Annotated in this window: 12 protein-coding genes; 8 read left to right on the top strand and 4 right to left on the bottom strand. The window is 50.4% G+C overall.

Features of this window, described 5'->3' with window-relative positions; genetic code table 11:
* Positions 1-84: 84 nt before the first annotated feature.
* The 7 genes from BZG81_RS03325 (at position 85) to BZG81_RS03295 (ending at position 6,079) form a co-directional block, all read left to right on the top strand.
* The gene (locus BZG81_RS03325) at positions 85-444 is read left to right on the top strand and encodes a hypothetical protein (protein ID WP_077460358.1); all 360 of its coding nucleotides are present in this window, start codon (positions 85-87) and stop codon (positions 442-444) included.
* A gap of 49 nt (positions 445-493) precedes the next feature.
* Positions 494-2,617: a protein-disulfide reductase DsbD family protein gene (locus tag BZG81_RS03320; RefSeq protein ID WP_108743462.1), complete on the top strand. Its 2,124-nt coding sequence runs from the start codon at positions 494-496 to the stop codon at positions 2,615-2,617.
* On the top strand, positions 2,614-3,132 hold the full coding sequence (locus tag BZG81_RS03315; RefSeq protein ID WP_077676728.1) for a protein disulfide oxidoreductase: 519 nt from the start codon (positions 2,614-2,616) through the stop codon (positions 3,130-3,132). The genes BZG81_RS03320 and BZG81_RS03315 overlap by 4 nt, the downstream gene beginning before the upstream one ends.
* A 29-nt stretch (positions 3,133-3,161) precedes the next feature.
* Entirely contained in the window at positions 3,162-3,893 is a 732-nt protein-coding gene (locus BZG81_RS03310; RefSeq protein WP_021022272.1) for a DsbA family protein, read from the top strand.
* Positions 3,894-4,012: 119 nt separating this feature from the next.
* Positions 4,013-4,993, top strand: coding sequence for a tRNA dihydrouridine(16) synthase DusC (gene dusC / locus BZG81_RS03305; RefSeq protein ID WP_021022274.1), 981 nt, complete (start codon positions 4,013-4,015; stop codon positions 4,991-4,993).
* Between the two features lie 8 nt (positions 4,994-5,001).
* Positions 5,002-5,637 carry a YecA family protein gene (locus BZG81_RS03300; RefSeq protein WP_077676727.1) on the top strand — a complete coding sequence of 212 codons (636 nt, stop codon included), beginning with the start codon at positions 5,002-5,004 and terminating at the stop codon, positions 5,635-5,637.
* A gap of 4 nt (positions 5,638-5,641) precedes the next feature.
* Complete coding sequence (locus tag BZG81_RS03295; protein ID WP_077646359.1) at positions 5,642-6,079, top strand: (deoxy)nucleoside triphosphate pyrophosphohydrolase; 438 nt, start codon at positions 5,642-5,644, stop codon at positions 6,077-6,079.
* A gap of 72 nt (positions 6,080-6,151) precedes the next feature.
* Here BZG81_RS03295 and dsbB read toward each other — a convergent pair whose 3' ends face one another.
* Entirely contained in the window at positions 6,152-6,691 is a 540-nt protein-coding gene (dsbB, locus tag BZG81_RS03290) for a disulfide bond formation protein DsbB (RefSeq protein ID WP_077460364.1), read from the bottom strand.
* Between the two features lie 88 nt (positions 6,692-6,779).
* Positions 6,780-8,372 (bottom strand): Na(+)/H(+) antiporter NhaB, encoded by a 1,593-nt coding sequence (nhaB, locus tag BZG81_RS03285; RefSeq protein WP_077460365.1) that lies wholly within the window; start codon positions 8,370-8,372, stop codon positions 6,780-6,782.
* A 393-nt stretch (positions 8,373-8,765) separates the two neighbouring features.
* On the opposite strand from nhaB, the gene fadR reads away from it, so the two are divergent.
* Positions 8,766-9,617, top strand: a complete 852-nt coding sequence (fadR, locus tag BZG81_RS03280; protein WP_077660655.1) for a fatty acid metabolism transcriptional regulator FadR — start codon at positions 8,766-8,768, stop codon at positions 9,615-9,617.
* A 113-nt stretch (positions 9,618-9,730) separates the two neighbouring features.
* Here fadR and BZG81_RS03275 read toward each other — a convergent pair whose 3' ends face one another.
* Together BZG81_RS03275 and BZG81_RS03270 are read right to left on the bottom strand one after the other, a co-directional pair.
* Positions 9,731-11,278 carry a SpoVR family protein gene (locus BZG81_RS03275; protein WP_077576297.1) on the bottom strand — a complete coding sequence of 516 codons (1,548 nt, stop codon included), beginning with the start codon at positions 11,276-11,278 and terminating at the stop codon, positions 9,731-9,733.
* Positions 11,279-11,319: 41 nt separating this feature from the next.
* The gene (locus BZG81_RS03270) at positions 11,320-12,591 is read right to left on the bottom strand and encodes a YeaH/YhbH family protein (protein WP_077460368.1); all 1,272 of its coding nucleotides are present in this window, start codon (positions 12,589-12,591) and stop codon (positions 11,320-11,322) included.
* Positions 12,592-12,599: the final 8 nt, after the last annotated feature.

Below are 12,599 nucleotides of genomic sequence, written 5' to 3'. Positions count from 1 at the left end.
CTCCCGTTTGCCTGGCATCAAGGCTAACCCATTGTTTATTTTCGAGCGTGGGGCATAATGAGTGCCAACTCGACAGGAGGTGGGATGCAAAGGTACACGCGTCGTTCTAAAGCTGGCTGGGCCCTCGCGATAGCGTTATGGGTTCTGGCAGTGTGTGCCTTGCAAAATCAGCTTAGCCTGCAATCAGGGGCGCAAGCTGCCTGCCAAGTTGGCAACTTGGGAGAGCATGGTGATGAGGTCAATACAGTGGGCAAGAAATGTTCGCTGTCTGAGCAATTGATGCATCCTTCTGTTCTGACCCTGGATTGGCTGCCTTCTCCACTTTGGTGGTTGATTGTGTTGCTTGCCGTTATGGCAACCGTCAGCCTCGCGGTGGTATTACCCACACATGACCCACCCACGTATCGACGGCGGCATCTTTGCTTTTGTGTGTTCCGAGAATAAAGCGCCTTTTCTTTCCATGGCGTATTTATTTTCAACAAGGAACAGATTTATGACTCGAATCAATCACTATTGGCGCAGCGTAACACCAAGTAGCGTATGGCAAGCTTTGGTCTTACTACCGCTTTTGTCTTTATGTTTACTGTTACTCAGCCCTTCTGTACTGGCAAATACGCCCGATACAGGTTGGCTGTCTAACCCTGATCACCCCCCCGTTGAGGCGCGTTTAGCGCTCACTGGTCAAGGTAATCCAGAGACTCACCACCTCGATGGCTTGCTTTCCGTCCGTTTACAAGGCGATTGGAAAACCTATTGGCGCTCGCCAGGCGAGGGCGGGGTCGCCCCAGAGCTTATCATTAACGATAGCCAAAACTTGGATGATATTATCTGGCATTGGCCGGCACCTGAGCGCCATGAGTTACTTGGCTTGACCATGTTGGGCTACAAAGGGCAAGTGACTTTCCCACTGACCTTCAAGGTTGATACATGGCAACAGCCGGTTTCGTTGGATGCTACCTTGCGCTTGTCCTCGTGCACCAGTGTGTGCGTGATCACTGACTACCCCATCTCGCTCGACGTGACGCCCAGCGCACTGAAGGCTGATGGTGAGCGGATGTATCAGTTCAACCAAGCGATGAGTCAGGTGCCTAAGCCGCTACCTAGTGTGCAGGTTGAGTCTGCGGTCTGGGATGCTAACAAGCAGCAGCTCGCCGTCACTGTCACCGGTAACCAAGCTTGGCAACAGCCAGATATGCTGGTGGATGGCGAGGCGGTTATTGATGACACCTTTGGTGTACCCAGTCTCCACCGTGATGGCGACACCCTGACCGCGACCTTTGATGTCACCAATTGGATAGAAACCCCCAAGCTGACCGGTAAACCGATTCAAGTCACTGTTATTGATGAGCAGCTTCTGGCTGAGCACAGCACCACAGTGCGTGCCGGAAGTGTCGCGTCGCAAGCCGGATTATCTGTTTGGGTGATTGGTGGCATTGCCCTCTTGGGGGGGCTGATTTTGAACGTGATGCCCTGTGTGCTCCCTGTACTTGGACTCAAACTTAACAGCATTGTCGCCAACCCGAATGCCACCCGTCGGGCGGTTCGTAGCCAGTTTCTGGCCTCAGCTGCCGGTATTCTGGTGTCGTTTTGGGCGATAGCTGGGCTGCTGATGACATTAAAGCTAACGGGGCAAGCCGTGGGTTGGGGCGTCCAGTTTCAAAGTCCAATCTTTATCGGCGTCATGACGCTGGTCATTTGGCTATTCGCGCTGAGCTTGTTTGATGTGCTGCGTATTGATTTGCCATCAAGCTGGCAAACTTGGCTTGCGACACGCGGTGGCCACACAACAAGCGGTCACTTTGTCCAAGGGGTATTTGCCACCTTACTAGCCACACCATGCTCGGCACCTTTTTTAGGCACTGCGGTGGCATATGCACTGGGGGGATCCTTGACCGCGCTCTGGCTGATTTTTACCGCGCTGGCGGTCGGGATGGCGCTGCCGTGGTTGCTTGTGGCGGTTTTCCCTGGATTAACTCGCACGCTGCCTAAACCGGGTCCGTGGATGAATCACGTGAAACGGGTATTTGCGCTCTTGCTGGTTGCTACCACGGTGTGGCTATTCTGGCTGTGGATGCCTTATCTGGGCGTTGTTGGCGCTATCGCAGTGGGGGCACTGTTGCTTACTACCAGTGTGTGGCTGACATATCGTACCCTTGGTAAGCTGGCCGCGATTAAAGGCGCAGCTGGACTATTGGCCGTTATGGTATTAGCGATTGTTGGCGCCTCCTTGACGGCAGAGCGTTGGGCAACGCCGATGAACTCAGATCCGGATTGGGTGGCGTTGGATGAAGCTGTGATCGCTCAAGCGGTGGACCAGGGCAAGCTGGTGTTTGTCGATGTCACCGCGGATTGGTGTATTACCTGTCATGCCAACAAAGTGGGTGTGATATTGCAATCGCCCGTTTATGATGCCATTACCGCGTCTAATGTGGTAGCAATGCAAGGTGACTGGACCCGACCCAGTGAACGTGTGACGCAATATTTACAAAAGCACCAGCGCTATGGTGTGCCGTTTAATATTGTTTATGGTCCAGGTGCACCAAACGGCATTGCACTGCCGGTAATTTTGACCGATAAGACCGTCATGAGCGCGCTTGAGCAGGCAAAAAAACCATGACGAGCAGTAAAATGAAACGGCCGTGGCGTGAGCGGGTCAAACGTGGTGCGCGTGACGTGTGCTGGCTCATCGTGTTTGTGCTGATATCTAGCACTGCCGTCGATTGGTGGCGAAGCCGTGATATCGACACCAGTCAGTTTCCTGTGGACACGGTCCGCTTGCTGGATGGCCGCCAACAGGATTTGCTCGCCATGTCGCAGCACGAACCCGTGCTTATCTATGTATGGGCGAGTTGGTGCGGTGTGTGCCGTTTTGTGACTCCCTCGGTAGATTGGTTGAGTGATCATGCGCAGGTGGTCTCGATCGCGTTACGCTCGGGCTCAACGAAAAAAGTAAATGGATACCTTGCTCATCATGGTTACGATTTTTCGGTCGTCAATGATCCAGATGGACAACTCTCACGTCGATTGTCAGTGAAAGTGACGCCGACGGTAATGGTGGTTGAGCAAGGAAAAATCACCGCGATAACAACAGGCTTTACCTCACCGGTTGGCCTATGGTTAAGAATGTTGTGATGACGACAAACGCTAAAAAAGGAAACCGAATGTCCCTATCTCGTTTTTTTGCACCTTGGCTGGTGCTTCTTATGCTGGCTTTTCCGGTGAGTGCTAATACGCTATCTGATACGGAGCAAACACAGCTGGATGAAATCGTCGATTTGCTCGAAGCGAACCCTGCGCTGATTGCGAATCTTAACCAAAGCTTGCAAAAATATGTTGAGCAGCAAAAGACATTAAAACAAAACCTCGCCGCGCGCCGAGACTGGTTTGAGTCTGAGACCCATAGCTGGATTGGCGCGGAGGATCCGACGGTCACCGTGATTAACTTTATGGACTACAACTGTCCATACTGTAAAAAGCTTGAAGACGAGCTACAGAAACTGGTTGCCGCCCACGACGATGTGAAGGTGATTAATATTGCCGTGCCGCTAAAACAGCAGAATATCGAATCGCTTGATACCAACTCTGCCGTGTATGCGATGAATGTGTGGCTGGAAAAACCTGAGGCCTTTGCGCAGGTTCATGAATTATTGATGAAAAAGCGCGGTATGCATGATGCACGTTCTTTAGAGAAAATTGCGCAAAAAACCGATACCGAATCACTGCTTGCGGGCAAAGAGCGAACCGGAGAAGCGGTAGCTGACAATTACCGCGCCTTCATGGAGCTTGGGTTGCGTGGTACACCAGCGATGATTATTGGCGATCAAGTTGCACCTGGCTATCTACCCTATCCACAGCTAGAAGCCATGGTTAAGGCAGCCAAACAAGAAGGCTAAGCGTGAGTGATACTCGCTAACCATTTGAAAGCCAGTCAAAAGATGACTGGCTTTTTTTGTGTGCTGCGATTTGAGGGAAAAGCTGGCAAAATAGCGCGCCTTAACGGTAAAGGTACGGCATGAGTCAAACGAATTATCAATCACCACGCATTGTATTAGGCCCCATGGAAGGCGTACTTGATCCCTTAATGCGCAAGCTACTGACTGAGATTAATCACTATGATCTCTGCGTGACTGAGTTTGTGCGTGTGGTGGATCAGCGTTTACCGGAAAAAGTCTTTTATCGCTTCTGCCCTGAGTTACATCAAGGTGGCTTTACCGATGCGGGGACGCCGGTTCGGGTCCAACTACTGGGGCAAGATGTTGATGCGATGGCCAGTAACGCGCAGCACGCGATTCAGTTAGGGTCGCAAGGGATCGACATTAACTTTGGTTGCCCCTCTAAAACGGTGAATGGCAACCGCGGCGGCGCAGCGTTATTAAAGACGCCTGAGCATATCTACGAGGTGGTGAAAGCGGTGCGTGAAAGCGTCGCGCCTGAACATACGGTGAGTGCAAAAGTGCGTTTAGGATTCAATGATCTGGATGACTATTTAGACATTGCCCAAGCGGTTAATGATGCAGGAGCCGACGAGCTAGTGGTCCATGGCCGTACCAAGCGCGACGGTTACAAGGCAGGGACGATTCGTTGGGATTTAATTGCGGAGATTAACCAACAGTTTGCGATCCCTGTAACGGCAAACGGTGATATTTGGGGACGGGATGACGCGCTTAAGTGCCAAGCACTTACAGGCTGTGACACATTAATGGTCTGCCGTGGCGCGCTAAATATGCCCAACTTGGGTCAACATATTCGTGACAATGTTGAGCCCATGGATTGGCCTGCGGTGTTGGCCTTGTTAGTGCGCTATAGCGCACAGGAGCGCCAAGGAGACAAGGCGGTGTATTTCCCTAACCGCATTAAGCAATGGTTTAAGTATTTGCGTCAGTATTATCCGCAGGCTGACGCGTGCTTTAAGGTTATTCGCGTCCTTAATCGCGCTGATGAGATAGCCAGAGCGCTCGATAACGCGCGTGCGCAAACAGAATTCATAAAATAGGAAACCTTATGTCAACACTTATGACACTCTCTGATGACTGGGACGGCATGCCGGCCAGTTTTGTTGAAGGGGCGCTGCTGGCTGCCAACATTTGTCCTGTGCCGATGGACCCAGATACTTGGTTGTCGGTGTTAGTGACTGCCGGGGTTGAAGACGATGAAGTCGTGGCGCTTAATGACAAGGACAAGCAGGCCATACTCGCGCACCTGGAGCAGCAATATCATGCGTTGATGCGTAATGCTTACACCTTGCCTGACGCGTTAATGATTGCGATGCGCGGCGAGCTCGCACAAGCCTTTTCAGAAGGGTTTCTTGCCGTATGGCCCCATATTGAGCCGCATTGGCATGATGTCACACTCAATGATGGTAGCCGCCGCATGCTTTCCGCATTAGTGACTACTATGCTGCTACTGCATGACGAGGCCGGTACCTTAGCGCAAATGAAAGAGGTAGGGATTGATGTTGAGCCTGGCCAATATGTTGAGCAATTAGATCTTATGATCCAAGAAGTCGCGAAAGCGGCCGATGAAGCACAACAAGGAACGCACGGCGCGCATCAGGTGAATCCGTTTAAATCGGTTGGCCGTAATGATGCCTGCCCGTGCGGTAGTGGCGCTAAGTTCAAAAAATGCTGCGGGCGTTAATCGGATGATATCAGCAGCGCAGACGACTGCAATTCGCGTAGTGGCCGGTGTGGCCACGCACAGTCACCACGTTTTAGTGGCGCAACGACAGCCAGATTCGCAGTTTATCAGCTGGTGGGAATTTCCTGGCGGCAAAGTCGAGCAAGGCGAGACCGACCAGCAGGCACTTAAGCGTGAATGGCTTGAAGAGTTCGGCGTTGAAATCAACGTCGGCGCACCCATCGTCGAAACCGAATACGATTATGGCGACAAGGTGATTTTACTGTGCAGCTATTGGTGCGAGATCCTGGATACGCCATTAACGTTGAAACAGCATCAGGCCGTGTACTGGAGCGACCCCCAGCGGCTTGACCCCGGGGTATTTAGCGCCGCAGATCGGCCGTTAATACGTCAGTTGTGTCATTCAGTAAGCGACCATCAACTCATGCAAAGCGCCGAGTAAATCGGCGTTTTCTTTTTTTATCCGGTTATCTTGGTGCCTAGTGCCTAGTGCTTAGTGCATAGCCGCGTGTTATTAAGAAAAAATCCGACGCGGTGGGCGACCGATAAACTGGGCGATAACCACCAGCCCCCAGATCACGAGCATGGCCGAGAAGATGCCCACCAGCCATTGTGGCATGGACCAACCTAACCATTGCCAGACCACTTTACTGCAATCTCCAGACGCTTCAAACACCTGAGGCAGCCACTGGTTTAAAGGGGCCCAAGAAGGGAAGTTTACCGCCACATCACAGGTGGGGCCAAAGAGTTGGTTAGGATCGGGGAATTGATAACTGACATGCTCTAATGAAAGCTTTAGCCCCCAAGCGGCGGTGATGCCATAGGCCAGCAACCCTAGGGTGCGCCAAAAGGGCTCCTCGGGAGCAATCAGTCCGAGTAACGCTGCCGTGCCCACACCAAATAAGGCGACACGTTCATAAATACACATCACACAGGGCGCAAGTCCTTGGCCATGTTGGAAATACAGCGCGGTTGCTTCGAGGCCAACCACACAGAGAAGCAACAACAGCCAGGACGCTCGGCTGCGAGAAAATTGATTTAAGGCGCGCCACATAACTCACTCCTGATAAAAAACAAGGCTCTACACTGAGAGCCTTGCTATTCAATCGTTTGTTGAGACGAAGGTCAATGATAGAAATGCGTTAGTGCGCACTGGGTATCGCTTGTTGGGTCATATGGATGGTTTCAGATATCCAGCCTTGGTGTAGCATCCACTCGGTTGCTGGCACCAAAAAGAACTCGATACCCATCACGCCCAATAAGCCCATCACAATGGTATAGGGCAGTGCCATATACACCATGCGCCCGTATGACAGGCGTAGCAAGGGAGCCAGCGTCGAAGTAAGCAAGAACAAAAACGCAGCTTGACCATTAGGGGTCGCAACGGACGGCAAGTTAGTCCCTGTATTGATAGCGACCGCCAACATATCAAACTGCTCGCGATCAATGACCCCATTGAGGAGCGCTGTTTTCACCTCATTGATGTAGACGGTCCCCACAAAGACATTATCAGACACCATGGACAGCAAGCCGTTTGCTACATAAAACATGGTAAGTTGCAAATGGCCTTCCAATGACAGCACCAGATCAATCACCGGTGCAAACAAGTGCTGGTCAATAATCACCGCGACTATTGAGAAAAAGACCGCCAATAGCGCAGTGAAAGGGAGTGCCTCTTCAAACGCCTTGCCGATATGGTGTTCATCGATTACCCCGGTAAACGAGGTGGCCAAGATAATAATACTGAGACCAATCAAGCCGACTGCGGCTAAGTGAAGGGCAAGGGCGGCAATCAACCAAACGGCGATCAACGCTTGAACCACGAGTTTGGCCACATCTTGTGGCGTGCGTTTGGCGCGTTGTACTTTATCGTACTCGACCAATATGTTTAGCACGTTATTCGGCAATTTTGCCCCGTATCCAAACCAGCCAAACTTTTCAACGATTATGCAGGTTAACAAACCAGCAAAGAAAACGGGCAGGGTCACCGGTGCCATGCGTAGGATAAATTCACCAAAATGCCAGCCAGCTTGATCGGCAATAATCAGGTTTTGCGGCTCACCGACCATCGTCATCACGCCCCCGAGTGCAGTTCCCACCCCGGCATGCATCAATAGACTGCGTAAGAAGGCACGATAATTCTCCAGATCGTTGCGGCTAAGCTCATCACTTAAGCTGTCATCTGAGGTGTGGTCATGGGCGGCACCAAGCTCCTTCCCCGAGGCAACGCGGTGATAAATAGAGTAAAAGCCGACGGCGACACTGATCACCACCGCGATCACGGTTAAGGCATCAAGGAAGGCCGAAAGCGCTGCAGCCGCGCTGCAAAATGCTAATGAAAGGGCAATTTTAGAGCGAATGCCCAGTAGTATTTTGGTGAAAATAAAAAGCAACAACTGCTTCATGAAGTAAATGCCGGCGACCATAAAAACAAGCAGCAGCAGAACTTCTACGTTGGCTACCAGCTCGTGCTTAACTTGATCTGGGCTGGTCATCCCTATCGCGACCGCTTCAATCGCCAATAGCCCGCCAGGCTGAAGTGGGTAGCATTTTAACGCCATGGCCAGAGTAAAAATAAACTCGACCACCAGTAGCCAACCGGCCATGAAAGGGTTAATCGAGAAAACGATCGGATTAATAATTAAAAAGCCAACAATGGCCAGCTTGTACCAATCAGGGGCTTTGCCGAGAAAGTTCTTTAAAAACGCGGTGCTGAGCGTAATGGTCTTAGCCATAATGATAGTCTCATTGTTATCTATGTCTCTTAACGCGCACGGATGGGCGAGTTACGTGCTACATCGCTTAGTGTGGTGAGCCCATAAAGCTCGCACGCGAGAGGGTGACAGTTAAAAGTGACGGTACGACTATCGGTATGAGTTACCCGTTCAGAGCAACGAAGGATAGCCTTGTCAGACAGTAAGTGTGCGCCAGTTTGCCTTAGACATATTTTGTTACATCTTGTATGACGTAGTTTTGCGAGTTATGCCCAAATTTTCATTGATCTGGTACAAAAAGATAGCAGATGTCACGCGATTGGTGGCGATATCACAGAGCTGTTTCTGCAACTCATGACTAGTGGTATGATGACTTATTAATCAGAGCAAGAAGCAAATTGGAATTTAGATTCAATGGTTATAAAGGCGGATAGCCCAGCAACATTTGCTGAAAAATATATAATTGAAAGTATTTGGAACAATCACTTCCCAAAGGGCTCTATTTTACCCGCAGAGCGTGAATTGTCTGAACTCATTGGCGTGACGCGCACCACGTTACGGGAGGTGCTTCAGCGCCTCGCCCGCGATGGTTGGTTAACCATTCAACATGGCAAACCTACTCGGGTCAATGATTACATGCGAACGTCGGGGCTCAGTATTCTTGATACGCTGGTGACCCTGGAAGGGCAGGACGTGCACGGGGTTCTCGAGGATTTACTTGCGGCGCGGACAGACATCAGCGGTGTCTATATGCGTTATGCAGCTAAAAATCGCCCGCAAGACTGCTTGGACCTAATTGATTTGGTTATTAAGCGCTGCCAACAAGTGCTTGAGTGCGAGCGCTTTGAACAGTTCTTAGATCTGATTGATGAGAAAAGCGAAGTTCTGAAAGACGTCAAAAAAATTCAGGACAAATATGGTAAGCAGGATCCTGAGCTGTGTGAGCGTATTTGTATGGGCCGTGCTTTTAATCATTTCGATTATCGCTTGTTCCAAGGCATGGCGCACTTCTCTGGCAATAAAGTCTATGTGTTGACGATTAATGGTATGCGCCAAATTTATTCACGCGTGGGGGGCTATTACTTTATGGACCGCCGTGCCTGTGAAAATGCGCTGAGCTTTTATAGTGATCTACGCGAAATGGTGGCCAATAACCAACATCCAGCCATTGGTGACCGGGTAAAACAATACGGACGTGAGTGCGGGGGCTTATGGTTTAGTAACCGTGAGACCATTGCCTCTCACATGGCTGAAGAAGAAGCATAGGTCTTGGCGTAAAGGCACATAAACCTGAGCGTGCATAACAAAAGCCGCCGTGATGAAAGCATCAGGGCGGCTTTTTAATGGCGCTGGATGTCCCCTTAGGCTGGGGACTGTTCCTAATGGCTACCCATTAACATATCAGGATCAAACTGGGGACGCTTGGGACAACTGCTAAGAATTTTTCCACGTCCTTCGCTGGTTTCTTCTTCCAAAACCACTTCAAACCCCCAGAGTCGGTGGACATGTTTTAACACTTCTTCATGAGAGTTGGCGAGCGGAATACGGTTATGCGGCACATACCTCAGTGTGAGTGAACGATTACCGCGCAAATCGACATCAAAGACTTGAATGTTTGGCTCGCGATTACTCAGGTTATATTGTGCTGATAAGTCTTCACGTAGCTGACGATACCCTTGTTCATTATGAATGCTGGTGACTTCAATATAGTTTTGTCGATCGTCGTCATTGACCGCAAAAAATTTCATATCCCGCATCACCTTGGGGGACAAGAACTGACTAATAAAGCTCTCATCTTTAAAGTTTGCCATCGCAAAATGGACCGTCTCAAGCCAGTCTTTGCCGGCAATGTCAGGGAACCAGTATTTATCCTCATCGGTTGGCTCTTCGCACATGCGGCGAATGTCCTGAAACATGGCAAACCCGAGCGCGTAGGGATTAATGCCGGAATAAAACTGACTATTGTAGGGCGGCTGCGCGACCACATTCGTATGGCTATGTAAAAACTCCATAATAAAGCTATCCGTGACCAAGCCTTCATCATAAAGGTGGTTAAGAATAGTGTAATGCCAGAAGGTCGCCCAACCTTCGTTCATCACTTGCGTTTGTTTTTGCGGATAAAAATATTGGCTCACTTTACGGACGATCCGCACAATCTCGCGCTGCCAAGGCTCTAGGAGTGGGGAATGTTTCTCAAAAAAGTAAAGCAGGTTTTCTTGTGGCTCTGATGGAAAACGGCGCGTTTCTGCCTCCTGCTCTTTTTTCCCGCCTGGGATGGTCCGCCACAGTTCGTTAACTTGGGTTTGCAGATAATCTTCTCGTGCTTTCTGGCGTGCTTTTTCCTCGGCAAGTGAGATCTTTTGCGGACGTTTATACCTGTCGACGCCATAGTTCATCAGCGCGTGGCAGGAGTCGATCAGGTTTTCGACTTCCGCGAGGCCGTACTTTTCTTCACACTCGCTAATGTAGTGTTTGGCGAACAGCAGGTAATCAATGATCGAGCCGGCATCGGTCCAGGTTTGGAACAGATAGTTGCCTTTAAAGAAAGAGTTATGACCATAACAGGCATGCGCCATGACTAGCGCTTGCATGGTGATAGTGTTTTCTTCCATAAGGTAGGCAATACACGGGTCCGAGTTGATCACAATCTCGTACGCCAACCCCATGTACCCATGCTTATAGTTGCGCTCGGTTTCAATAAATTTTTTGCCGAATGACCAGTGGTTATAGTTGATGGGCATTCCCACACTGGAGTAAGCATCCATCATCTGCTCGGCGGCGATGATTTCGATTTGATTGGGATAGGTGTCGAGCTTGTAGTGTTCGGCAACCCGTTTAATTTCCTTGTGATACTGCTCAAGCAGGTCAAAGGTCCAATCCGGCCCATCGTGGAGTGGAGTCTTGTGTTTACCTTTGGTGACAGCCATACCATGCCTCCCTGATAAAATGCGTCTATGCCGGTATGGCGTCAGGCTTCGACCTGACGCTTAAACAATTCGCGAAATACGGGGAAAATCTCTTCCGCGGAGCGAATGTTCTGCATAGCAAAATTGTCATGGCTTTCGGCGAGTGACTGATACTCACGCCACAGTGTTTGGTGCGCACGACGTGTTATTTCAATATAGGCGTAATAGCGGCTCACCGGTAACAGCGTTTTTTGCAACAACTCGCGACAGCCCGGTGAGTCGTCAGCCCAGTTATCGCCATCTGAGGCTTGAGCGGCGTAAACATTCCATTCTGTCGGGTTGTACCTGTCTTTGATGATGTCATCCATCAGTCGCAGGGCGCTAGACACAATGGTGCCGCCGGTTTCTTGCGAATAAAAGAACTCATGTTCGTCGACTTCTTTCGCCTGCGTGTGATGGCGAATAAATACCACCTCGACATTTTTGTAAGTCCGTGAGAGAAACAGATACAGCAGAATATAAAAACGCTTAGCAATGTCTTTGGTGGCTTGGTCCATCGAACCAGACACATCCATTAAGCAAAACATCACCGCCCGACTATTTGGCTGAGGTCGCTTCTCGTAGTTTTTGTAGCGTAAATCGAAGGTGTCGATAAACGGCACGGCAGCAAGTTTGTTTTTGAGTGCCGCGATCTCTTCTTCGAGGCGTTTTTCTTCTAACGGTTGAGCAGGCTCAGCACGTTGAATCTGTCCGAGTGCTTGTTCAAGCTCAGCGAGCTCGCGGCGTTTTCCGGCTGACATCGCCGTTCGCCTCGCAAGCGAATTTTGTAAAGAACGGACGATAGCGATATTGGAAGGCACGCCGTTTGAGGTATACCCAGAGCGGTGTGTTTTGTACTCCACCATTTTCGCCATCTGGTTCTTTTTTAGATTCGGTAGTTCGAGATCTTCGAACAACAGATCCAAGTATTCGTCTTTCGAAATTTGGAAAACAAACTCGTCTTGTCCCTCACCATCTGGACTTGCTTGCCCTTCACCGGCGCCGCCGCCTTCGCCACCCGGTGGGCGAGCGATACGATCGCCAGGACTAAATTGGTCATTACCCGGGTGGACAGCCTCCCGCTGTCCCCCTTTGCCTTGGTGAAACGTGGGTTCACGGATGTCGCGTGATGGAATCGAAATGTCCTCACCACTTTCGATATCGGTGATCGAGCGATTGTTGACGGCGTCGGCAATGGACTCTTTTATCTGCCGCTTGTGGCGGCGTAGAAAGCGCTGCCGGTTGACAGTGCTTTTGTTTTTGCCATTGAGACGACGATCAATAAAATGCGCCATAACTTTCT

The organism is Salinivibrio sp. MA607 (assembly GCF_001996245.1).
GTDB classification, from domain to species: domain Bacteria; phylum Pseudomonadota; class Gammaproteobacteria; order Enterobacterales; family Vibrionaceae; genus Salinivibrio; species Salinivibrio costicola.
This window is presented reverse-complemented; position numbering and strand designations above follow the sequence as displayed.